Genomic DNA, 22,211 nt, shown 5'->3' with positions numbered 1-22,211 from the left:
CATGAAGACCGAGCATAAAATCTACATCGCCCTCGTCGTCCTCGCGCTCCTCGGCGTCGGCGTGTTCCTCACGCAGAAGCGGCAAAAGGACCAGCTCGCCGCCCACTCGGCGACCGCCGCGACGGCGGACTTGCCGAGCGTCGGGGTCTCGAAGGACGACGTCGAGAAGATCACGAAGATCTCGATCAAGAACGCCGACAAGTCCGACGTGACGCTCGAAAAGAAGGGCGACACGTGGGAGGTCACGAAGCCCGTGAACGCCAAGGCGAACGCGGCGAACGTGCGGAGCCTGCTCGACAACCTGAAGGAGCTCAAGCTGAAGGAGGTGATCGACAGGACGAGCGGCACCTACGGCCAGTACGAGCTCACGGACGAGAAGGCCGTCCACGTGGTCGCGTACAAGGGCGACGAGAAGGCGCTCGACATGTACTTCGGCAAGAGCGGGTCGCGCGGGCAGATGTCGCGCGTCGACGGCAAGGACGGCGTCTACATCGCGGGCGGCTACTCGAGCTACCTCTACACGCGGGAGCCGAAGAACTGGCGCGAGAACTCGATCCTCAAGTTCGAGGACGAGAACGTGATCCAGGCCTCGGTCGAGAACAAGAACGGCCTGTTCAGCTTCTCGAAGAACGGCGACAAGTGGGCCGGCACGTTCGCGCCCCGCGACAAGGGCGGCAAGCTCGGCGCGGCCTCCGCCAAGTGGGAGAAGTTCGACGAGGCGAAGGTGAAGGACCTGCTCCGCGCCTTCAAGACCCTCGGCGCGGAGGACTTCGGCGACGGCAAGTCGGACGCCGACACCGGGCTCGACGCGCCGACCACGAACGGCGGCATCGTCACGATCAAGCTCAAGGACAACGCGGGCGACCACACCATCAAGGTGGGCAAGACCGCGAAGGGCCAGAGCCGCTACGCCGTCAAGGAAGGCGGCGACGGCACGATCTACGTGCTGTCGTCGTGGTCGGCCGACTGGGCCCTCGCGGACCAGAAGAGGTTCGAGAAGAGCGAGAAGAAGGACGACAAGAAGGACGCGAACCCCCACGACGACGAGGCCGCGGGCCACATGGGCATGCCGGGCATGGGCATGCCGGGCATGGACGACGGCGAGTAGCCGGCGACGTCGCGCATGAGATCGGGAGGCGCCGGGCGACCGGCGCCTCTTCGTTTTTTGTGCGTCGAGGCGGGCGGCCGCCCGCGCTGCGCGAAGCCCGGTTCGCACACCTGGGCCGATGTGACGAATATTCGACGCACTCTGCGCACGGATTTTCGTCACCCGGGACGCCAGGATCAGGCGGATTCATGAGCCTGCATCGCGGAATCAGGCCCAAACCCGAATTCCATTGTTTTCTGTTTGCCCTGGCCCGGATTTCGCTTATGGCTGCGCTCACTCAAGCCCCGGGCGTCCTTGTCGGACGGATACCTACGTCCGGCCGGTCTGAGCCAGCAGAGATCCATGCGAACGTTCGTCGAAGTTCTCCAGCAAAATTCGGTGCACGCCGACCGAGCGATCACGTTCATGCGCAGCTCGGGAGACGAGCGGTCGGTCAGCTACGCCGAGCTCTGGCTCGAGGCGCGGCGCAGGGCCCACGCGCTGCGCAAGCTCGGGCTCAAGAAGGGCGACCGCGTCGCCCTGATCCTGGCCGAGGCCGACGAGTTCGTCCTGACCTTCGTGGGCGCGCTCACGGCCGGCATCGTCGCGGTCCCGATGTATCCGCCGCAGTCGCTGGCCAAGCTCGAGGCGTACAGCGAGACGGTGCAGCACATCCTCGCCGCCTCCGGCGCGCGCGTGCTCGTCACGAACGAGCCGCTCAAGGAGATGATCGACGCCCACCTCGCCGCGAGCGGCGATGGCCCGGCGGCCCTGCGCGTCGTCCTGGAGCGCGATCTGCGCGAGCCCGAGGGGTTCGACGCGTCGGACGCGGCGGAGCCGTGGCGGGTGTCCCTCGACGACCTCGCGTTCCTGCAGTTCACGTCGGGGAGCACCTCGCGGCCCAAGGGCGTGATGGTGACCCACCGCAACCTGACGGTGAACAGCCACGCGATCATGTTCGACGGGCTGCGCTCCACCCCGGAAGACCGCGGGGTCAGCTGGCTGCCGCTCTACCACGACATGGGGCTCATCGGCTTCGTCATCGCGCCGCTCTACGCGCTCGTGCCGGTGATGTTCCTGCCGACGACGGCGTTCATCCGCCGCCCCTCGCTCTGGCTCGACGCGATCCACAGGTTCCGTGGCACGATCACGTTCGCCCCGAACTTCGCCTTCGCCCTGGCGACGCGCGCCGTCACCGAGGCGCAGGCGGGCCAGTGGGACCTCTCCTGCCTGCGCGCGCTCGGGTGCGGGGCCGAGCCGATCCAGGCCGACGTGCTCCGCGCGTTCCTCGATCGCTTCGGCAAGCAGGGGCTCCGCCCGGAGAGCATCCTGCCGTCGTACGGCATGGCCGAGGCCACGCTGGCGATCACGTTCAGCGACCTCGCGGCCCCGCTCACCACCGACCGCGTGGACGCGAAGGCGATGCAGTCCGGCAAGGCGCGGCCCGCGAACGGCGGCGCGTCGCTGGAGCTCGTCTCCTGCGGCCGTCCCCTCCCCTGTCACGAGCTCATCATCGCGGGACCCGACGGCGCGCCGCTCGGCGAGCGCGAGGTGGGCGAGATCTGGGTGCGCGGCCCGAGCGTCGCCGCCGGGTACTTCAACGAGCCGGAGGCGACCAAGGCCGCGTTCGGAGGGGGCTGGCTGCGGACGGGCGATCTCGGCTATACCGTGGCCGGCGAGGTGTACCTCTGCGGCCGCTCGAAGGATCTCATCATCCTCGGCGGCAAGAACTATTTCCCCCAGGACATCGAGCGCGTCGCCTCCTCCGTGGAGGGGGTGCGCGAGGGCCACTGCGTCGCGTTCTCGTGCCTCACCGCGTCGGGGTCCGAGCGGGCGGTCGTCGTCGCCGAGGTCAAGCGCGGCGTGGCCGGCGTGGCCCAGGCGATCCTCCAGGCGGTGCGCGCCCAGCTCGGCGTCCAGCTGTCCGAGGTCGCGCTCATCAAGCGGGGGACGCTGGCCAAGACGTCGAGCGGCAAGGTGCGGCGCCGCGAGATGAAGCGGCGATTCGAGGCCGGCGAGCTCGAGGTCGCCTCGGACGTTGACGAGGGCGTCACGCCCTCTCCCCAAGCCGACGCGGTCCGCGCGAGCGGAGCGGCGGCGCGAACCGAAGGGGGCCGCGCGGGCGGCGCCCCGGCACGTGTCGAAGGAGTCATCGATGGGATCCAGTAAGTCCGAGGTCGAGGTCAGCTACGACGTCTCGAACGAGTTCTTCAGGCTGTGGCTCGACGAGCGCATGAACTACACCTGCGCCGTCTACGAGTCCCCCGAGCAGTCGCTCGAGGCCGCGCAGCTGAACAAGCTCCGGATCCTGTCGGACTTCGCCAAGGTGGGGCCCGAGAAGAAGGTCCTCGACATCGGCTGCGGGTGGGGCGCGGCCCTCGAGTACGTGGCCTCGGCGCGCGGCGTGAAGCGCGCGGTCGGCGTCACCCTGTCCACCGCGCAGGCCGCGGAGGTGAACGCCCGCAAGATCCCCGGCGTCGAGGTGATCGGCGGCGACTTCCGGACCTTCACGACGCCCGAGCGGTTCGACAGCCTGATCTCGATCTGCATGATCGACCACCTCTGCTCGCCGGAGGAGGCGCGCCAGGGCAAGGCGATCGACATCTACCGGGCGTACTTCAAGAAGGCCTGGGAGCTCACGAACAAGGGCGCCTGGTTCGGCCTCCAGACGATCCTCCGCAACCGGACGCCGCGGATGACGCCCTGGGGCGGGCTCCCGGCCGGCACGAGGAAGGAGCTGGAGGACATCTACTTCGTCACCAAGGAGATCTTCCCCGGGGGCTTGAACCCGCGGCTCGAGGACATCATCCAGGCGGCGAACCCCTACTGGGAGGTGATGCAGGTGAACACGCGGCGCGAGCACTACCAGCGCACCACCGCGGAGTGGCTCCGCCGGCTCAGGCTGAACGAGAAGACCATCCGGTCGACGTGGGGGGACAAGGTCTTCGACGACTACGATCGTTACCTGTCGACGTGCGTGAACGCGTTCGACAAGCACTACAGCTCCCTCGCTCAATACGAGCTTCGCAGGATCGACTGAACCATGACGGACAAGACCAATCTGCTCGAGATGTTCAAGACGGTTGCCGCTCGCGTGGACAAGCGCGAGTTCCCCAACGTCACCGCGGCGTCGGTGATCACGGAGCTCGGCATCGACTCGCTCTCGATGATGCAGATCGTCGGAGAGATGGAGACCGAGCTCGGGATCATGATTCCGGACGAGGATCTGGTCGAGCTCATCACCGTGGGCGACCTCTGCAAGAAGGTCGGGGAGCGGCTGGAGGCGAGCGCATGAGCCGGCTCGAGGAGAAGATCTTCCGGGAGTACATGACGTTCTTCGAGAAGGCGGAGCGCGAGCGCCGCTGGAACATCTTCGAGGACATCCCCTGGGACCGCGTGAACAAGGAGGCGAGCGAGGAGCTCGCGCTCTGCGCGGAGACGTTCTGCTCGGTCGAGATGTACCTGCCCGACTACGTGTCGAACGGCATCAACCTCGTGCGCAGCTACTTCGGCCAGGCGTGGTTCCAGGCGAACTGGGCCTACGAGGAGTCGAAGCACTCGCTCACGCTGATGCAGTACCTCCTGCGATCCGGCAAGCGCACCGAGGAGCAGCTCACCGATCTGCAGCACCAGATCTTCGCGAAGAAGTGGGACCTCCCGTTCCACACGCCGCGGCAGATGACGTTCTACGGCTGCGTGCAGGAGATGGCGACGTTCGTCATCTACGTGAAGCACCGGGAGCGCGCGGCGGGGGAGGGCGACGAGTGCCTGCGGGCGATCTACGACTACATCGCCCGCGACGAGATCGCCCACTGCCGCTTCTACCAGAGCGTCATCAAGGTGCTGCTCGAGGAGGACCGGCAGGGCACGCTCGCCGACATGGCGCACGTGTTCGCGAACTTCGAGATGCCGGGCGTCGGGATCGTCCCCGACTACGACTCGCGCATCCTGAAGATGCGCGAGGCGGGCGTCGATCGGAACGTGTTCATCCAGAAGGTCTACATGCCGATCCTCAAGTACCTCGGGGTGAGCCGTCACGAGATGCTCGCGGCCCAGCGCGCCGCGCTCGATCTGCGCCGCGGCGGAGAGCGCCGCCGCGACACGTCGATCGAGGGCCTCGCGATCGCCCCCAACCTGAACGACGCCGCCCCGCAGGCGCTGTCCGCCTGAGCGCGTCCGCCCCTCCCTGAACCCCTTCCCTAAAGCGAGCACGAGCAGTCCGATGCGAAGGCGCGTCGTCGTGACCGGGATCGGCGCCGTCTGCCCGCTGGGCAACGACGTCGCGACCACCTGGCAGAACCTCCTCGCCGGCCGATCCGGCGTGGACTACATCCGCGATTTCCCCGTCGACAAGCTCCGCAGCGACATCGCCGCCAGCGTGAAGGGGTTCGACGTCGGCAAGTACCTGTCGCCCAAGGAGGCGGACATCTACGGCCGGGTGACCCACCTGAGCCTCGCGGCCGCGGTGGAGGCGCTGCGCGAGGCGGGCATCACGCCGCTCCAGCGCGCCCCCGCCGACGACGACGAGGCGGCGGAGGGCGGGGCGCCGGGCGCGGCGCCGCCGGGCGGCGGCGGCCTCGACCGGACCCGCATCGGGTGCCTGATGTCGACCGGGATGGGCTCCGTCGAGATCTTCGAGGAGCAGATCGCGAGGAGCGCGGCGCGCGGCCCGAGGGCCGTGTCGCCTTACTTCATCCCGGGCGTCATGCCGAACGGCGCGGCGGCGCTCATCGCCATGCGCTACGGGCTCATGGGGCCGTCGTACAACCTCGCGAGCGCGTGCGCGACGGGCACGCACTCGATCGCGACCTCGGCCCTGCTGATCGAGGCGGGGGAGGCCGACGTGATGGTCGCGGGGGGCGCCGAGGCCGCGACGCGGCTCAACACCGTCGCGGGGTTCGGCAACGCGAAGGCGCTCGCCAAGGCGGTCGACGGCGACCCGACGCGCGCGAGCCGCCCGTTCGACCGGCGGCGCCAGGGCTTCGTGATGGGCGAGGGCGCGGGCGCGCTCGTGCTCGAGGAGGAGCAGCACGCGCGGGCGCGCGGCGCGACGCCGCTCGCCGTCGTGGCCGGCTTCGGGATGACCACGGACGCCGAGCACCTCACGCGGCCGCACTCGGAGGGGCTCGGGCTCGCGCTCTCGCTGGAGCGCGCCCTCGCCAGGGCGGACGTCGCGCCGGCGGCGATCGGCTACATCAACCCGCACGCGACCTCGACGCCGCAGGGCGACGCCGCCGAGGTGCTCGCCCTCCGGCGCGTCTTCGGCGAGCGCCTCCCGCGCATCCCGATCTCGGCGACGAAGTCGATGATCGGGCACCTGCTCGGCGGCGCCGGCGCCGTGGAGACGATCGCGGTCGTGTGCTCGCTGCGCGACCAGCTGCTGCACCCGTCGATCAACGTGGATGAGCTCGATCCGGAGTGCGCCCTGGACATCGTCCGCGAGCGCCGTTCGGTCGATCTGCGTCACGCGGTGAAGTGCTCGGCGGGCTTCGGCGGGCACAACTGCGCGCTCGTGCTGGAGCGGGCGTAGCCCGGCGCGGCCAGGCCCGCCGCCGCCCGCCGCCCGGCTGGCGGCCCCCCTCGCCCGGCGCTAGGTGGGCCCCATGGCATCCCCCACGAACCGGCTCGCGAGCGAGTCCTCGCCGTACCTCCTGCAGCACGCGCACAACCCGGTCGCGTGGTACCCGTGGGGCGCCGAGGCGCTCGAGCTCGCGCGGCGCGAGGACAAGCCGATCCTCCTGTCCATCGGCTACGCCGCCTGCCACTGGTGCCACGTGATGGAGCGCGAGTCGTTCGAGGACGAGGCGATCGCCCGGCGCATGAACGAGCTCTTCGTGAACATCAAGGTCGACCGGGAAGAGCGGCCCGACCTCGATCACATCTACCAGCTCGTCGTGCAGCTCATGGGCCGGAGCGGCGGCTGGCCGCTGACCGTGTTCCTCACCCCCGACCAGCGGCCCTTCTTCGCGGGCACGTACTTCCCGCCGAGGGACAAGCACGGCATGCCCGGCTTCCCGAAGGTCCTCGACGCGGTCGCCGACGCCTACAGGAACCGGCGCGGCGACGTCGAGCTCCAGGCGAAGGAGATCACCCAGGCGATCGAGCGCGTGCAGCGCGCGCCGGCGAGCGCCGCGGGGCCGGCGAGCGCCGCGGGGCCGGCGAGCGCCGCGGGGGCGGCAAGCGCCGTCGAGCCCGCCTCGTCGGACCTGCTCCGGCGCGCGTCGCGGCAGCTGCTCGCGCGCTTCGACAACCGCCACGGCGGCATCGGGACGCGGCCGAAGTTCCCGAACACGATGTCGCTCGACGTGCTGCTCCGCCGCGGCGTGCTGGAGGGCGATCGCGTCGCGGCCGAGAGCGTCGAGCTCACGCTCGATCGGATGCGCGACGGCGGCATCTGGGACCACCTGCGCGGCGGCTTCCACCGCTACTCCACGGACGAGCGCTGGCTCGTGCCCCACTTCGAGAAGATGCTCTACGACAACGCGCTCCTCCTGCGCCTGTACGCCGACGGCTTCCGCGCGTTCAAGAAGCCGATCTACGCCGAGACGGCGCGCGAGATCGTCGGCTACCTGCTCGCCGAGATGCGCGCCCCGGAAGGCGGGTTCTACGCGTCGCAGGACGCCGACTCCGAGGGGAGCGAGGGCAAGTTCTTCGTGTGGACGCTCGACCAGCTGCGCGCGGCCGTCGGCGAAGATCCGCTCGCCTACGACGTGGCCCGCCTCGTCTTCGGCGTCACCGAGGAGGGCAACTTCGAGCACACCGGCGCGACGGTGCTCTCGCAGCACCGCACGCTCGAGCAGGCCGCGGCGATCCTCGACGCGGGCCCCGGCGGCGGCTCCGCGGCGCACCTCGAGGAGCGGTGCCGCGAGGCGCTCGCGCGCGCCAGGGTCAAGATGCTCGCCGCGCGCGAGGCGAGGCCCCGGCCGGCGCGCGACGACAAGGTGCTCGCGAGCTGGAACGGGCTGCTCATCGGGGCGCTCGCCGACGCGGGCCGCGCCATGGATGAGCCCGCCTGGGTCGACGCGGCGGCGCGCGCCTTCGCGGCGCTCGAGCAGAAGCTCGTGCGCGGCGGCCGCGTCGGCCGGTACCTCAAGGACGGCGCGCCCGCGGGCGCGAAGGCCGCGGGCGGCGACGGCGCGGCCGACGTGCGGCCGGGCTTCCTGGACGACCAGGCGTACCTCGGGAACACGGCCCTCGATCTCTACGAGGCCACCTCCGACCCGCGCTACGTCGGCGTCGCGCGCGCGATCGCCGACGCGATGATCGCGCACCACTGGGACGACGCCGCGCGCGGGTTCTTCTTCACGCCGGACGACGGCGACGCGCTCATCGCGCGCACGCAGGACATCTACGACCAGGCCGCGCCGTCGGCCACCTCGATGGCGGCGCTCCTCTGCCTGCGCCTCGCCGAGATCGCCGACGAGCGCTACCTCCCGCCGGCGGAGCGGCAGCTCGAGGCCCTCGCCCCGGCCGCCATCGAGAACCCCTTCGGCCTCAGCCAGACCGTGTGCGTGCTCGACCGCCTCGCGCGCGGCAGCGTGACGGTCGTCGTGGTCGGCGAGGCGGGCTCGTCCGCGTCGGGCGAGCTCGCGCGCGAGGCGTTCAAGGCTTACCTGCCGAACCGGGCGGTCGTGCTCGTGGATCCGGCGCGCCCGGAGACCGTCGCGGCGGCGCAGGTCGTCGCCGAGGGCAAGCCGGCGCGCCCGGGCTCGGCCGTCGCCTACGTGTGCCGCGGGCGGACGTGCTCGGCGCCGGTGACGACCCCGGCCGAGCTCAAGGCGCTGCTGGGGTGACGCGGCAGGCGCTGAGCTCGCACGGCCCGCGCGCCGGGACGCTCGAGCACGAGCATCCGGACACCGGGCCGGGCGCGTGGGTCTGCGCGCACCCGCGCCCGACGCCCTCGGCGCGGGCCTCGGCCTTCGAGCAGACCTCGACGTCCAGCTTCGCGTCGGCGTCGAAGTCGGTGACGAAGGTGCAGCTGCAGCGATAGGGCGTGCCCTGCTCCGGGCCGCACGCGGACGCGAGCGCTGCGCTCAGCAGGACGCCCGCGCGCGCCGCCCGGATCTCGGGTCTAGGGCGTGACCGTGCCGCCACTGTTGCCGCCGGTGTTGCCGGAAGCCTTGTTGCCGCCCGTGTTGCTCTCCCGGATGTGGAACTCGACGCGCCGGTTCTTCTGGCGCCCGGCCTCGGTGTCGTTGGTCTCGATCGGCCGCCGCGGCCCGAAGCCCGCCGCCGTGAGCCGCGCCGGATCGATGCCGCCGCGCTCGATGAGGTAGGTCCTCACCGAGTGCGCGCGGTCGTTCGAGAGCCGCTCGTTGAGCTGATCGGACCCGCGGTTGTCCGTGTGGCCCTCGATCGCGACGAGCGTGATCTCGGGGTTCACCTTGAGCAGCCGGACGACCTCGTCGAGGATGCCGTAGCTGTTCGGCAGGATCCGCGCGCTGCCGGTGGCGAACTGCACCTGCTTCAGGATCTGGATCTCGCTCGAGCCCGTGATGCGGCGGATGAACTGCGGGCAGCCGTTCTTCGCCGGATCCGCGCTCGGCTCGCCCGGCTCCTTGGGGCAGGCGTCCTTCGCGTCCGGGATCTTGTCCTCGTCGGCGTCGTCCTCCGGGCAGCCGTCGGCGTCGTTGATCTTGTCGAAATCCTCGGGCTCGTCCGGGCACTTGTCGCTGACGTCGGGGATGCCGTCGCCGTCGCGATCGGGCAGCGCCGGGCAGCCGTCGCTGGGGTTCGGCGGCTTGTTGTCCTCGGGATCGGTCGGGCAGAGGTCGATGTCGTCCGGGTAGCCGTCCTTGTCCGTGTCCGCGGCGCGCGGCGGGGGCGCCTGGAAGCGCCTGCCGGGCGACATGGGCTCGACGTCCGAGATGCCGAACGCGTAGCCGATGACCCCGGTCAGCCGGAAATCCGGCGCATAGCCGCCGGTGAGCCGCGTGCCGCCGCCGACCCCGAGCCACGCCTTCTTCCGCTGGTCGAGGGCGAGCCGCCCCTCGGCCATCCACTCGAGCGGGGTGTTGTCCCCGTCGAACGTCGTGCCCCGGCCGAGCCCGGTCGATCCGAACAGCTGCGCGCCGAGCCGCAAGGTCCCGTTCCGCAGCGGGACGAAGCCGCCGATGCCCCACCGCCACTCGTGCGACACGTCGAAGTCGTTGAGCGAGGCGTAGGGCCGGAAGTGCACCCCGGTGTTCAGCACGAAGAACATGCTCTTGAGGTCGATCTCGCCCGAGAGCCCGATCAGCGCGCTCGCGCTCTTGTCGCCGGCGAACGAGAACCTGTGGCCCGTCGGCACCCACGCCGCCGCGTTGACGCCGAGCTTGAAGAAGCGATCGTCGGACCGGTACAGGATCGCCCGCGCGTCGAGCCGCAGGTCCATGAGCGCGGCGGCCGACGGGCTCGCCGCGTCCTGCGCGCCGGCGATGGTCGAGTCGTTCGTCTGGTTGCTCGTCTGGAAGGCGATGAACGGCAGCCCCACCTGGACGCTGAAGCGGTCGAGGAACTCGACGCCCCCGTTGAGGTACCCGATGAGCTGCGAGGACACCGGCGCGCCGTAGTCCCGGCTGAACCGCTCCGCGGAGCGCTCGTCGTCCAGCATGTTCTCGACCCGGAAGGGATTGAGGCCGAAGCCGAGCCCGAACTGACCGAAGAAGCGCGTGTCCGGCGCCACCTGCGGCCGCCAGAGCGCGATCGAGTCCTCGGGAGCGCCGGCCATGATGAGCCGGTCCAGGTAGAACGTCCTGGTCTGCGCGCTCGCAGGGAGCGCGCTCAGGAACAGGGCTCCCGCCGCAGCAGCGCCCAGCGCGCGTCGCCCGACGCCCCGCGCAGTCACGTGCTGCTTCTCCCCCACATGTCCACCGGTGCGCGTCAAATTCCCTCCTGTGACCCCTTGAGAACGGCCGTCGCGGTCGATCGGAGGCTACACGCTAACCCAGGTGCCTAGAAAGGTGAGAGAGAACGGCGAACCGAGGCGGCGCCGCGTCGTCTGGTGTTGACCTGGACCAAACGTCGTGCTTTCTTGCGCGCCCGCTTGACGTGCGGCCAGGTCGCCGCCGTTCGCGGTCCAAACGCCAAGGGACGACCAGCCATGAAGCGCACTTACCAGCCCCACAACACCCGCCGCGCCCGGACCCACGGCTTCCGTGCGCGTATGGCGACCGCCGGCGGTCGCAAGGTCATCAACAACCGCCGCCGCAAGGGCCGCGCCCGGCTCGCGCCCACCATCTACAAGAAGTAACACGAGCGTGATGGCGCCAGCGCGCCCGCGCTCGTCGGCGTCCTCCTCCTCGTCGTTCCCGCGCGGGCGCCGCATCCGCAAGCGGGCCGATTTCGTCCGCATCCAGAACGGGGGTCAGCGTGTCACCACCCGGCACCTGCTGATCCTCGTCGCGGCCCCGAACGACGCGGCCACGCGCGGCGCGGGCTCCCGCCGCGCGGAGCGCAGCGCGTCGCTCGCCCCCGAGCCCGTACCAGGGGCGCCTCGGCTGGGCCTCGTCGCCTCGCGCAAGGTCGGCGGCGCCGTGGCCCGCAACCGGGCGAAGCGCCTGCTCAGGGAGGCATTCCGGAGATTCCCGGAGCTCTTCCCGGAGCGCGTCGACATCGTGGTGATCTTGCGCACCGGCGCCGGCGCGCTCGGCCTCGACGACGTGCTCGCGGAGCTGCGCAGCGTGGTCCCGGTGCTCCGGCGCCGGGCGCGGGAGGCGCTCGCCGGCGGGCCTCCCGCCGCGGCGCGCGGCGCGCCCAAGGCCGCGGACGAGCGCGGCGCAGAGGATCCGTCGGTCCGATGACGTAGCTTACCTTGCGCCGTGGTGCGCCGGGCCCCAAGCTCCCCGCTCATCCACGGGTCACCGCATGCTGGCGAAGCTCCTCCTCGCGCTGATCCGCGCCTACCAGATGACGCTCTCCAAGGTCATCGTGGCGTTGATGGGCCCGGTCTGCCGGTTCGAGCCCTCGTGCTCGCGCTACGCCGCCGCCTGCATCGTGGGTCACGGAGCGCTTCGGGGGAGCTTGCTTTCGCTCAAGCGACTGTGTAGGTGTCACCCGTTTCATCCGGGCGGGTTCGACCCTCCGCCACCACCTCGTCTTCGCCGTGGCGCGGCGGCTCGGGCGCCGACGCCACGGGACGCTGACCCGCGGGATACGGCACGCTGTTCGTCTACTGGCACGGAGCACGCCTCGCACGCCTCGCCCCCTCGGCGAGCGGGCTCCAGCGGCCGGGTCACCCTCATGGACTAATCCCGCTCGACCATCGACACGGCCCCGGCGGCACGACGCCCGACGCCCCGCGGGGCAAAGCCCGTCCGAAGCGACCCTGGGCAGCCTCGTGAGGCGTCACGAGACGCCAGCAGCGAAGGGCGCGGCTCGAGATCCTGGGATCGACGAAGGACTTCATGGAACGCAGCAATATCGCCAAGTGGCTGTTCCTCGGCCTCGCCATCATCCTGTTCATCCAGTTCGGCAAGCCGCTCCTCTTCGGTGAGAGCGCGGAACAGCTCCAGCCGCTCGACGTCAACGACAGCACGGCCCCCGCGGAGCGCGCCCCCGCGGAGGCGTGCGTCATCGACGGAGATCGGTTCAAGGCCGAGCTCTCCACGCGGGGCGGGTCGGTCCGGCACGTATGGATGACCGACCCGAAGTACACGACGGGCAACGGCGAGCGCAGGCCGATGGACCTGGTCACGACCTCGCTCGAGTCGCGGATGCCCCTCCGGACGGATCTGCGCCTGCCGAGCGGCAACGCGCAGCAGGTGCCGTTCGACGACCTCGACTGGAAGCTCTCGGCGCAGGACGGCAAGAGCTGCACGTTCACCTACAGCGACGACGCGACGAGGCTCACCAAGGTCGTCGCCGCCACCGGGCGCCCGTACGAGCTGTCGCTGCAGGTGACGGTCGAGAACCTCGCCCAGGAACCGCGCAAGCACCGCTTCGCCCTCGAGCAGACCGCGTGGCGAACCCAGAAGGAGACCGAGGGCCACCTCGGCCTGATCTCGGAGTGGATCACCGAGACGGTCGCCGCGACCGACCAGACGACCGAGCGCCAGCACCCCGACGCCTTCGAGCCCGGCGACTTCAAGGACAAGGAGTTCACGGCAGAGCGCTGGCGCCGCACGCCCGGCAACGCGCGCTTCGTCGCGGTCTCGAGCAGCTACTTCAGCAAGATCGCGATCCCGCTCGAGGGGCCCGGGAAGCCGGTGGCCGAGACCCAGATCGAGGAGATCTGGGACACGTCGAAGTTCCAGCAGAAGGCCAAGGACCCGAGCCACGGGTACGTCTACCGCGCGCGGCTCGCCTACCCCGAGCAGGAGCTCGCGCCCGGCGGCGCGGTCACCTACAAGGCCCTCTCCTTCACCGGCCCGAAGGAGCGCGACGTGCTCGGCGCCGTGGGCCACGGGACGAGCGAGGTCATCAACCTCGGCTGGTTCTCGCCGATCGCGAAGCTCCTCGTCTCGTACCTCTACGTCCTCTACCGCGCCGTGGGCAGCTGGGGCTGGGCGATCGTCCTGCTCACCATCACCGTCCGGCTCCTGCTCTTCCCGCTGAGCATCCAGCAGATCAAGAGCGCCGCGGCGATGCGCAAGCTCAAGCCGGAGATGGATGAGCTCAACGCGAAGTACAAGGACGACGCCACCCAGCGCGGCCTCGCGATGCAGGAGCTCTGGCGCAAGAACAAGGTCGCCAACCCCGTCATCGGCTGCTTCCCGATGCTGCTCCAGATGCCGGTGTGGTTCGCCCTCTACACCGCGCTCCAGACCGCGGTAGAGCTCTACCACACGCCGTTCGGCCCCGTGATCCCGGACCTGTCGGCCCCGGGGAAGTACTTCATCATCCCCATCGTCCTCGGCGCCTCGAGCTTCATCCAGCAGAAGCTCATGCCGCCGCAGGGCGACCCTGCGCAGCAGAAGATGATGATGTACCTCATGCCCGGCATCTTCACCGCGATGATGCTCTTCCTCCCGGCCGGCCTCGGCGTTTACATGTTGACCAACACCTGGCTCGGCATCGGCCAGCAGGTGCTCGTCGAGCGGTACCTGAAGGCGAAGAACGAACGGGCCGGCGGCATCGAGGTGCGAGAGATCGCGAACGCGGAGCCCCAATCCGCGATGAAGAAGACTCAGGGCGACGACAAGTCGGCGCCTGCTCTCGGAAAGGGAAAAGCACGTGTCCGTGGATAGTGAAGCTGCCGAAAGGGGAATCGACGCGGCGGACGTCGATGTCGACGCAGAGGCGCAGGGCGCTGGAGACGCGGCCGAGTTCGAGGAGGACGGTCGCGCCGACATCGCGCTCGACTTCGTCATCGACGTGCTCGCGGCGATGGGCATGGACTGTACCGTCGACCTGCTCGAGAACGAGGAGGAGGATCCTCCCGAGGAGATCCGCCTCGAGATCGAGGGGAAGGACGCCGGTCGCGTGATCGGCAAGAAGGGGCAGACGCTCGCGGCGCTGCAGTTCCTCGCCAACCGCGTGATCAACCGGCCGGGCAAGAAGCGGCGCCACGTGATCATCGACGCCGAGGGCTACCGGCAGCGCCGCGAGGACACGCTCTCCTCCATGGCCCGCCGGCTCGGCAAGCAGGCGGTCGAGGAGGGCAAGATCATCACCTTCGAGCCGATGAACCCGCAGGACCGCCGCGTCGTCCACCTGGCCCTGGCGAAATTCCCCGGCGTCGTCACGAAGAGCGACGGCGAGGGCGAGGCCCGCCGCGTCCAGATCATCCCCGTCCGTCGTTGAACCATCGATGAGCCATCGATGAGCCATCAATGAGACCGCGCGCTCGCGAGAGCGCGCACGTGCGCCGCGACCGGCGTTGACACGGGATCGCCCGCATGCATAATGCCGCACCTCTCCGGTACCCTCCGGGGAGGCGCGCGGGCCGCGCTCGCGCCGCATGCTCCCGGAACCGCAACCGGGCAAGCATCTGCGTCATGGCGTGAAGCACCGGGCCGCGCGCGGCCCCCGCTCCGCCGGACGCAGTCCACGAACTGCGGCGGCCCTGCCCCCTTGAGCACGGGACCGCGAAGACGGATCCCCGACCCCTTGAAGGATTGACCGACCATGCAGACCTCGAACATCCTCGCGAAGATCGAAGCTCCCCTGTTCCGCGAGGGGATCCCGGATTTCCGCGTCGGCGATACGGTGCGCGTCCACTACCGGATCGTCGAGGGCGAGAAGGAGCGTATCCAGGTGTTCCAGGGCGTGGTGCTGAAGCGCCACCGCGCCGGGGTCCGGAGCACCTTCACCGTGCGCAAGGTGAGCTTCACGGTCGGTGTCGAGCGCATCTTCCTCCTCCACAGCCCCCGCATCGACAAGGTCGAGATCGTCTCGCGCGGCGTGGTCCGCCGCTCGCGGCTCTTCTACCTGCGCAACCTCGCCGGCAAGGCCGCCCGCGTCCGCGACGCGAAGGATTGATCCGCGCCGGCCGGCGTCCCGGCCGCACAGAGCACTTTCCCCCAGATCAGGAGGCCAGGGGGCAACCCGCCCCTGGGTTCGAGCGCGCGCTGGCGCTCATGGCGCAGCGCCGCGGCGCCGCAGCAGACGCGCGCCGGACGGCGCTGCGAGCAGGCGCGCGCGAGCCGCATTGCCGGTCTCTGGCAAGGATTCCCGCATACTTCTTCTTGATCCTCGGCCGAGCGCCCACGGTATGCTCGCGGCCGCGGCGCCGCGGCGCCGCGAAACCCGAGAAGGATCACCATGCTCTGTCCGCGTTGCGGTGCGCCCGCGACCCCCGCCGATAAATTCTGCGCCGTGTGCGCCTCGCCGCTCGCCCCGTCCGGGCCCGGAGCGTTCGGGGCGCCGCCTCCGCCGCCGCCGCCTCCTCCTCCTCCGCCGTTTCCTGCCCCGGGCTTCGGCTCGCCCCCTGAGCCTCCTCCCAACTTCGGCTCGCCGAGCGGCGGCTTTGGTCCACCGCCGCCGGCGCCCTTCGGGGCACCGCCGGGCTCGCCGCCCGGCTTCCCGCCGCCGCCCGAGGGCGGCGCGTCGGGCTTCGGTCCCCCGCCGCCCTTCGGGTCGCCGCCCGGCGGCTACGGCGCTCCCCAGCCGCCTCCTCCGCTGCCGCTGAAGCCGCCGCCGTTCCCGCCGGAGCCGCCGATCTTCGGCGCCCCGGGCGGCAGCGGCGGCTTCGGCCCGGCCCCGAGCTTCCCGGAGCAGCCGCAGGGCGGCTATCCCGTCCCGCCGGTCCCGCGGCCCGGCTTCGGCCCTCCGCCGCAGCCTCAGGGCGCGCGCTGCGTGCAGGGGCACGCGATCCCGGCAGGCGGCTCGTTCTGCATGGAGGGCGGCCACCCGATCGCCCTCGACGGGATCCAGATGAGCGGCGACGCCTTCAACCAGACGGCGTACGCGCCCAACCAGCCGGGGCCGTCCGCGCCGCCGCCCATGCAGCAGGGGGGCGGCATCGGCGGCTACGGCGAGCCGCCGCCCCAGCAGAACATGCCGCTGCCGGCGCCGCCGCCTCCGTACATGTCCGCCCCGCCGGCCGTGCGCCCGCCGACGCCGGCGCCGCCGAGGGGCCAGGAGCGGCGCACCCTCGCGGGCTTCCTCGTGAGCTTCCAGGACGAACCGCTCGGCAGGTTCTGGCCGCTCTGGCAAGGCAAGAACTCCGTCGGCCGCGCCGAGACCGGGCAGAAGGTCGACATCGAGATCGCCCACGGCACGACCTCGACCCACCACGCGACGATCGAGGTCGACGGCGGCCGGCTCGTCCTCGCCGACCTCGGCTCCACCAACGGGACGTTCCACAACGAGGAGGCGATCGGCTTCCAGGGCCGGCGCGAGCTGCGCGATGGCGACAAGATCCGCTTCGGCGGGTTCAGCGTCATCCTGTTCAGCGTGGCCGCGCGGGCCTGACCGGCCCATCGCACGAGGAGAGGCGTTGCCGAGCCTGGCCCCCTTCCCCCGCGACGTTCGACCGGCACCTGGCGCCCCGGCCAGGCTGCGTGAAAACCAACCGGATTGCCGCCGCCATCGCGCGGCGGCCGCCCCGCTCGCGCGGGGAGCGCTCCTCTGCTCCCTCGCGCTCGCTGGAGATCCCCACGCATGACTCCCTCTCATGACGCGACTCGCCCGATCCACTCCATGAGCGCCTCCGCACGTCGCGAACGGCGCCGGGGCAAGGCCCTCCGCTGCGCTCCGCTGCTCGCGCTCGCCGCCGCCGTCCTCGCGCTCCTCGGCGGACAGCCCCGCGCCGAGGCCGCGCCCGAGGCGCACCTGCTCCGCGTCGACCCGCGCGCGAGCACCGTGGACGGCTCGCCCGTGCTCACGACCGTGCTCGAGGTCGTGCAGAACAAGCGCCTCAGCGACATCACCCGCAACTGCGCCGCGCTCACGGGCGACGCGAACCTCGACTGCGTCGCCGACGCGATCGAGCAGCCGTCGGCGCTCTACTCGTCGTTCGACTTCCCGGAGAAGAACGCGATCTTCTCCGTCACGGTCGACGGCACGGACCTGCCGGCGAAGTTCGAGTCGAAGGCGCGGTGGGGAGACAGCGCCGGGCAGCCGGGCGTCGGGACGGCGTGGCTCATCCTGATCGACGCCGCGTCGAGCATGGGCACCCGCTTCGACGAGGCGAAGGCGGTCGCGAGCGCGTTCGTCAACGCGATGCAGCCGAACGACATCGTCGACGTGATCTTCTTCAACGATCGCGGCGTCGTCGAGGACTCGAAGTGGGTCGGCAACAAGCAGGCGGCGGCGCAGGCCATCGCCGGCGTCACGCGCACCTACCCGACGCAGGGCCGCACGCGCCCGCTCTTCACGATCATCAAGAACGCCGCGACCGACGCGTTCAAGGAGCTCGGCAACGCCGGCCAGGGGGTCTCGGTGCCGATGCACCAGGCGATGGTCGTGCTCTCGAACGGCTCGGCCGGCGCGGACCCGAGCTCGACCGCGGCGGCGTCGAACCTGCTCCGGGACTACCTCACGAAGGGGCGGTTCCCCGAGAACAACGACGTCCTGCCGAAGACGCCGGTGCCCGTCATCTCGATCTGGTTCCCGAGCCGGCTCGTCGAGGAGTTCACGGCGAACTCCCGCGAGTTCATGGAGGGGATGGCGAACACCGAGATCGGCGGCTTCTTCAGCGTGGTGCGCGACGGCCAGCAGCGGCGCGCGGCCAACCTCGTCAACGCGATCCGCACCCGCTTCAACAAGATGCACATCGTGAAGTGGCGGGTGTCGTGCGTCGCGCCGAGCATCACGCAGACGTTCAAGCTCGCCTTCATCAACACGGATCCGCCGATCGCGGGTGACGCCACGTTCCAGAACGTCCCCGTCGGCATCGATCCCACCGCGTGGCCGCTCGACATCGACCGCGACGCGACCGACCGCGCGGCGAAGAAGACGCCGCTCTACCCCGGCGGCACGGTCAAGATCTTCGGCAACTTCTGCTGGGGCGGCAACGCGCAGCGGGCCGAGATCTACATGGTCCCGAAGAACCAGGCCGCGCCGCAGTCGCTGCAGGGCGGGAACCTCGAGGACGCGAAGAAGGCCCAGCGGACGCTGATCGAGGGCGGGATGCGCGGCAAGGCGATCTCGGCCGGCGACAGCGTCGTGGAGTTCGAGCTGCCGGACACCGACAAGTTCCTCGTCGGCAAGGGCGACCAGATGACGGCGCGGCTCATCGTCTACGACAACCAGGCGCGGCGGACGAGCGCGGTGACGGCCGACAAGATCCTCACGCTGAAGGCGAAGGAGGCGCCGCTGCCGTACCTCTTGATCGCGGGCGTGACCTTCGGCGGCGTCGTCATCGTGCTGCTGCTCGTCTCGATCTTCCGCGGCGGCGGCGGCCGCCGCCGCGGCGGGACGGCGGCGGCGGCGCCCCCGAGGCCCATCGTGGCGGGCGGCGGGTCGCCTCCGCCGTACGCGCCCGCGCCGCCTCCGCCGGGCGACTTCGGCTACGGCGGCGGGCCGATGATGGCGCCTCCCCCGGGCGGCGCCAGCCGCGCGACGCTCTCGGGGCCGGCGGGCATCTTCACCGTGCACCCCGGCGTCGAGGTGCGCGCGGGGCGCGACGGCGCCTCGTGCATGATCGCGCTGTCGGAGCCGCGCGTGTCCGGCACCCACGCGAGCGTGAAGCTCGAGGCCGGTCAGCTGTTCGTGCGGGACGAGGGCTCCAACAACGGGACGTACGTCAACGGCCAGCGCGTCGCCGCGGGCGTGTGGACGCCCGTGCCCCCCGGCGCGTCGTTGCGGTTCGGCCCCGTCGAGTTCAGCGTCCGTTTGGAGTAGCGTGTCCGGGGCCCGGCCTCACGCCCCAAGCGACGCCCCCCCATGATGCCCCCGACCGAGTCCTCCCCGCACCTCAAGATCGAGTTCGCCCAGGCCAGCGATGCGGGCAGGGATCCGAACAAGCAGGTCAACGAGGACGCGTGCGGCTATGCCGAGACCAAGTTCGGTTACCTCTGCGTCCTGTGCGACGGCATGGGCGGGCACTACGGGGGCAGCGAGGCGAGCCGCACCGCCATCAAGACCATCTTCGAGGTGATCGAGCAGACGCCGGCCGCGGTGGATCCGAGGGCGGCGCTCAAGGCCGCGATCGAGGAGGCGGGGCGCCGCGTGTATCAGCTGGGCGGGCCGGCGGAGAACCGCGTCCGCCCGGGGTCGACCGTCGTCGCGATGGTCCTCCACGACGGCGGCGTCGACGTCGCGCACGTCGGCGACAGCCGCGCGTACGTGATCCGGAGCCAGCAGATCTACCCCCTCACGCGCGATCACTCGATGGTGCAGGGAATGATCGACGCGGGCATGATCACGGAGGCCCAGGCGATCGGCCATCCCGACGCGAACAAGATCACGCGCGCCCTCGGGATGAAGCCGGAGGTGGAGGTCGAGGTTCGACCCGAGCCGATGGAGCTGTATCCGGGGGACGTGCTGATCCAGGCGAGCGACGGCCTCACCGATCTCGTGCTCAGCGCGGACATCCTCGGGTGCACGCGGCAGGCGCTCGCGTCGGGCTCGGTCGATCACGCCTGCAAGATGCTCGTGCAGCTCGCGAACCATCGCGGCGGTCACGACAACATCACCGTCCAGATGGTCCGGGTGCTCGAGACGGGCAGCCGCTCGCTGACGATCGCGCACGGGCCGCCGGGGGCAGACGGCGCCGGCGACGGCGTCGCCCTCACGCGCGCGTCGGGCCCGCAGGAGACCGTCGCGATGACCCGGCCCGGCGGCGCGGCGAGCGCAGAGAAGGGCGCTGCGGATGCGCCGCTCGCCCACGGGCACGGCGCCGCGGCGGCCGGAAACGCGCCGGCTGGAGGCGCTGTGTCGCCCAGCAACGCGACGACCGTGGTCCCGACGGGCAACACCGGCACGCCCGCCCCGGCGCCGAGGACCACGGGCGACGGGCTCGCCTTGGCCCCCACGGCCACCGACAACGTCCCTCCTGCCCTGGTCCCGACGGCGACCGACGACGTGCACGCGCTGGCCCCCACGGCCACCGACAACGTCCCTGCCCTGGTCTCGACGGTGGCCGACAACGCCGCTGCTGCGGCGCCAGCAGCCGCGAGCAGCGCGCCCGCCGTGGCGCCGACGCTCACCACCGGGGCCCCGGCGGTGCGCCCGACGACGGCGGACGACGTCCCCACCATGGCGCAGACGATCACCACCGGCGCTCCGGCGGTGAGCCCGACGGCCACGGACAACGTCCCCGCCGTGGCGCCAGCAGCCGCGAGCAGCGCGCAGGCGCTGCGCCCGACCATCGACAGCACGCCGACGGTGAGCCCGACGGCGATGGACGCCGGCCTGGCGCGGCCTGCGACGGTGCCAGGGAGCCCTGCGCCCGTGCCTCACGCGATCGCGCCGGATGCGCCCGCCGTGCTGTCTCCCCTCCCCTTGAGCGCTCCCGCGGCCCCCGCGCCGCCCCCGATGGCCCATGGCGCGCCACCTCACCCGGGTTCCTTCGGCGCTTCACCTCAGCCTCACCCCGGCGCCGCCTTCGGCCCGCCGCCGCACCCGGGTTCCTTCGGCGCTTCACCTCAGCCTCACCCCGGCGCCGCCTTCGGCCCGCCTGGCGCCCATGGCGCGCCACCGCACCCGGGTTCCTTCGGCGCTTTACCTCAACCTCACCCCGGCGTCGCCTTCGGCCCGCCTGGCGCCCACGGCCCGCCGCCGCACCCGGGTTCCTTCGGCGCTTCACCTCAACCTCACCCCGGCGTCGCCTTCGGCCCGCCTGGCGCCCACGGCCCGCCGCCGCACCCGGGTTCCTTCGGCGCTTCACCTCAACCTCACCCCGGCGCCGCCTTCGGCCCGCAGCCTCACCCGGGCGCCACGCCTCACCCGGGCGCTCCGCCTCACCCGGGCGCCGCCTTCGGCCCGCAGCCTCATCCGATCGACCCGGACGCTCCTCCTCCTTCGGTGGCCTTCGCGGGGCACCATGCCGCCGCGCCTGGAGGTCCCCCTGCCGCCGCCGCGCCGCACCTCGCCCCCGGCTCGCCGCACGCGCCTGGCTACGCCGCGACCGCGCCGCGCGCCGTGCCGGCGCCGGGCCTCTCCGGGCCCGTGTCCTCGTCCACGGCCTCGGGTATCCCGAGCACCGTGCGCGTCTCGCGCGGCGTCTACATCGCCGTTATCGCCTCGATCTCGGTCATGGTCGTCGCGCTGGTCGCCCTCCTGCTCTGGAAGCTCACCGCGGATTGAGCCGAGCGGCGCGACGACGCCACCGCGTGCCCCGACGCAACCGACGCAACCGACACAGCCGCCGCAGCGTGAACGGACGCGCGGACGAACGCCGGAGCGATGGGGACGCAGAACGCAAATGCAATTGAAGAAGGACGGGATTCCGGATTAGCCTAGCTCTCCGGAGGTTCCTCCATGCTTGGAGATCAAGAGCTCGAGGTCGGACACGACATGGAGGGCGCGCCCGCAGACATGGAAGACGAGCCCCCGTCGACCCGTACGCCCTCCCTCGAAGAAGCCCGCGCCGGCTTCATGCTCCTCGACCTCTGATGCGCTGAGCCGCCCGGCTCCCGGCCGCCACCACGCGCCGCGCTGAGGCCCTGTTCGCCCAGCGACGAAGGCCTCCCGCCGCTCCACACGCCCCACACCGCGCGACGCCAGCCCACGCGCTCATCCTCACGCACCCAGCCGCCAGCAGCGCCGCGGCGAGCGATGGCGCGCACCACGCGCCTCTTTCCTTGCCCTCCCCAAC

At 71.3% G+C, this 22,211-nt stretch carries 19 protein-coding genes; 18 read left to right on the top strand and 1 reads right to left on the bottom strand.

Going from position 1 to position 22,211, the window contains the following annotated elements; translation table 11 throughout:
- Window position 1: 1 nt before the first annotated feature.
- The 8 genes from NQZ70_RS15635 (at window position 2) to NQZ70_RS15600 (ending at window position 9,077) form a co-directional block, all read left to right on the top strand.
- The gene (locus tag NQZ70_RS15635; RefSeq protein ID WP_129574919.1) at window positions 2-1,108 is read left to right on the top strand and encodes a DUF4340 domain-containing protein; all 1,107 of its coding nucleotides are present in this window, start codon (window positions 2-4) and stop codon (window positions 1,106-1,108) included.
- A gap of 342 nt (window positions 1,109-1,450) precedes the next feature.
- Window positions 1,451-3,256, top strand: coding sequence for a fatty acyl-AMP ligase (locus NQZ70_RS15630; protein WP_129574918.1), 1,806 nt, complete (start codon window positions 1,451-1,453; stop codon window positions 3,254-3,256).
- Window positions 3,243-4,127 (top strand): class I SAM-dependent methyltransferase, encoded by an 885-nt coding sequence (locus NQZ70_RS15625; RefSeq protein ID WP_129574917.1) that lies wholly within the window; start codon window positions 3,243-3,245, stop codon window positions 4,125-4,127. The genes NQZ70_RS15630 and NQZ70_RS15625 overlap by 14 nt, the downstream gene beginning before the upstream one ends.
- Window positions 4,128-4,130: 3 nt before the next feature.
- A complete protein-coding gene (locus NQZ70_RS15620; RefSeq protein ID WP_061617417.1) occupies window positions 4,131-4,382 on the top strand; it encodes an acyl carrier protein in 252 nt (83 codons plus the stop codon).
- Complete coding sequence (locus tag NQZ70_RS15615; protein ID WP_129574916.1) at window positions 4,379-5,257, top strand: acyl-ACP desaturase; 879 nt, start codon at window positions 4,379-4,381, stop codon at window positions 5,255-5,257. Before NQZ70_RS15620 ends, NQZ70_RS15615 begins: the two co-directional genes overlap by 4 nt.
- 52 nt (window positions 5,258-5,309) lie before the next feature.
- Window positions 5,310-6,617, top strand: coding sequence for a beta-ketoacyl synthase (locus tag NQZ70_RS15610; protein ID WP_129574915.1), 1,308 nt, complete (start codon window positions 5,310-5,312; stop codon window positions 6,615-6,617).
- A gap of 73 nt (window positions 6,618-6,690) precedes the next feature.
- Window positions 6,691-8,880: a thioredoxin domain-containing protein gene (locus NQZ70_RS15605; protein ID WP_129574914.1), complete on the top strand. Its 2,190-nt coding sequence runs from the start codon at window positions 6,691-6,693 to the stop codon at window positions 8,878-8,880.
- On the top strand, window positions 8,877-9,077 hold the full coding sequence (locus NQZ70_RS15600) for a hypothetical protein (protein ID WP_129574913.1): 201 nt from the start codon (window positions 8,877-8,879) through the stop codon (window positions 9,075-9,077). The genes NQZ70_RS15605 and NQZ70_RS15600 overlap by 4 nt, the downstream gene beginning before the upstream one ends.
- A gap of 81 nt (window positions 9,078-9,158) precedes the next feature.
- Here NQZ70_RS15600 and NQZ70_RS15595 read toward each other — a convergent pair whose 3' ends face one another.
- Window positions 9,159-10,913 carry an OmpA family protein gene (locus NQZ70_RS15595; protein WP_237245335.1) on the bottom strand — a complete coding sequence of 585 codons (1,755 nt, stop codon included), beginning with the start codon at window positions 10,911-10,913 and terminating at the stop codon, window positions 9,159-9,161.
- A 255-nt stretch (window positions 10,914-11,168) separates the two neighbouring features.
- Here NQZ70_RS15595 and rpmH point away from each other — a divergent pair, with 255 nt between their 5' ends.
- The 10 genes from rpmH to NQZ70_RS15545 all read left to right on the top strand — a co-directional run bounded on the left by rpmH (window position 11,169) and on the right by NQZ70_RS15545 (window position 22,009).
- Entirely contained in the window at window positions 11,169-11,318 is a 150-nt protein-coding gene (rpmH, locus tag NQZ70_RS15590) for a 50S ribosomal protein L34 (protein WP_012235155.1), read from the top strand.
- Window positions 11,319-11,328: 10 nt separating this feature from the next.
- A complete protein-coding gene (gene rnpA, locus NQZ70_RS15585; RefSeq protein ID WP_129574912.1) occupies window positions 11,329-11,868 on the top strand; it encodes a ribonuclease P protein component in 540 nt (179 codons plus the stop codon).
- 64 nt (window positions 11,869-11,932) lie between these two features.
- Window positions 11,933-12,316 (top strand): membrane protein insertion efficiency factor YidD, encoded by a 384-nt coding sequence (gene yidD, locus NQZ70_RS53075; protein ID WP_129574911.1) that lies wholly within the window; start codon window positions 11,933-11,935, stop codon window positions 12,314-12,316.
- Between the two features lie 155 nt (window positions 12,317-12,471).
- Window positions 12,472-14,253 (top strand): membrane protein insertase YidC, encoded by a 1,782-nt coding sequence (gene yidC, locus NQZ70_RS15575; RefSeq protein WP_129574910.1) that lies wholly within the window; start codon window positions 12,472-12,474, stop codon window positions 14,251-14,253.
- Complete coding sequence (locus NQZ70_RS15570) at window positions 14,246-14,809, top strand: R3H domain-containing nucleic acid-binding protein (RefSeq protein WP_236644599.1); 564 nt, start codon at window positions 14,246-14,248, stop codon at window positions 14,807-14,809. The genes yidC and NQZ70_RS15570 overlap by 8 nt, the downstream gene beginning before the upstream one ends.
- Window positions 14,810-15,133: 324 nt before the next feature.
- Window positions 15,134-15,487, top strand: a complete 354-nt coding sequence (gene rplS / locus NQZ70_RS15565) for a 50S ribosomal protein L19 (protein ID WP_020734977.1) — start codon at window positions 15,134-15,136, stop codon at window positions 15,485-15,487.
- Window positions 15,488-15,769: 282 nt separating this feature from the next.
- A complete protein-coding gene (locus tag NQZ70_RS15560; RefSeq protein ID WP_129574909.1) occupies window positions 15,770-16,921 on the top strand; it encodes an FHA domain-containing protein in 1,152 nt (383 codons plus the stop codon).
- A 228-nt stretch (window positions 16,922-17,149) separates the two neighbouring features.
- A complete protein-coding gene (locus NQZ70_RS15555) occupies window positions 17,150-19,294 on the top strand; it encodes an FHA domain-containing protein (protein ID WP_237245334.1) in 2,145 nt (714 codons plus the stop codon).
- A 42-nt stretch (window positions 19,295-19,336) separates the two neighbouring features.
- Window positions 19,337-21,700, top strand: coding sequence for a PP2C family serine/threonine-protein phosphatase (locus NQZ70_RS15550; protein ID WP_129574907.1), 2,364 nt, complete (start codon window positions 19,337-19,339; stop codon window positions 21,698-21,700).
- Between the two features lie 174 nt (window positions 21,701-21,874).
- Window positions 21,875-22,009, top strand: a complete 135-nt coding sequence (locus NQZ70_RS15545; RefSeq protein WP_257792778.1) for a hypothetical protein — start codon at window positions 21,875-21,877, stop codon at window positions 22,007-22,009.
- The last annotated feature ends 202 nt before the right edge of the window (window positions 22,010-22,211 follow it).

Source organism: Sorangium sp. So ce836 (assembly GCF_028553905.1).
GTDB classification, from domain to species: Bacteria; Myxococcota_A; Polyangia; order Polyangiales; family Polyangiaceae; genus Sorangium; species Sorangium cellulosum_D.
The sequence above is the reverse complement of the archived record's forward strand: the minus strand, read 5'-3'. Positions and strand labels throughout refer to the sequence as shown.

Excerpts from the sequence above, each read along its gene's own strand:
- NQZ70_RS15635 (WP_129574919.1), top strand. The coding sequence starts at position 2 with ATGAAGACCGAGCATAAAATCTACATCGCCCTCGTCGTCCTCGCGCTC.
- NQZ70_RS15630 (WP_129574918.1), top strand. The coding sequence starts at position 1,451 with ATGCGAACGTTCGTCGAAGTTCTCCAGCAAAATTCGGTGCACGCCGAC.
- NQZ70_RS15625 (WP_129574917.1), top strand. The coding sequence starts at position 3,243 with ATGGGATCCAGTAAGTCCGAGGTCGAGGTCAGCTACGACGTCTCGAAC.
- NQZ70_RS15620 (WP_061617417.1), top strand. The coding sequence starts at position 4,131 with ATGACGGACAAGACCAATCTGCTCGAGATGTTCAAGACGGTTGCCGCT.
- NQZ70_RS15615 (WP_129574916.1), top strand. The coding sequence starts at position 4,379 with ATGAGCCGGCTCGAGGAGAAGATCTTCCGGGAGTACATGACGTTCTTC.
- NQZ70_RS15610 (WP_129574915.1), top strand. The coding sequence starts at position 5,310 with ATGCGAAGGCGCGTCGTCGTGACCGGGATCGGCGCCGTCTGCCCGCTG.
- NQZ70_RS15605 (WP_129574914.1), top strand. The coding sequence starts at position 6,691 with ATGGCATCCCCCACGAACCGGCTCGCGAGCGAGTCCTCGCCGTACCTC.
- rpmH (WP_012235155.1), top strand. The coding sequence starts at position 11,169 with ATGAAGCGCACTTACCAGCCCCACAACACCCGCCGCGCCCGGACCCAC.
- rnpA (WP_129574912.1), top strand. The coding sequence starts at position 11,329 with ATGGCGCCAGCGCGCCCGCGCTCGTCGGCGTCCTCCTCCTCGTCGTTC.
- yidD (WP_129574911.1), top strand. The coding sequence starts at position 11,933 with ATGCTGGCGAAGCTCCTCCTCGCGCTGATCCGCGCCTACCAGATGACG.
- yidC (WP_129574910.1), top strand. The coding sequence starts at position 12,472 with ATGGAACGCAGCAATATCGCCAAGTGGCTGTTCCTCGGCCTCGCCATC.
- rplS (WP_020734977.1), top strand. The coding sequence starts at position 15,134 with ATGCAGACCTCGAACATCCTCGCGAAGATCGAAGCTCCCCTGTTCCGC.
- NQZ70_RS15560 (WP_129574909.1), top strand. The coding sequence starts at position 15,770 with ATGCTCTGTCCGCGTTGCGGTGCGCCCGCGACCCCCGCCGATAAATTC.
- NQZ70_RS15555 (WP_237245334.1), top strand. The coding sequence starts at position 17,150 with ATGAGCGCCTCCGCACGTCGCGAACGGCGCCGGGGCAAGGCCCTCCGC.
- NQZ70_RS15550 (WP_129574907.1), top strand. The coding sequence starts at position 19,337 with ATGATGCCCCCGACCGAGTCCTCCCCGCACCTCAAGATCGAGTTCGCC.
- NQZ70_RS15545 (WP_257792778.1), top strand. The coding sequence starts at position 21,875 with ATGCTTGGAGATCAAGAGCTCGAGGTCGGACACGACATGGAGGGCGCG.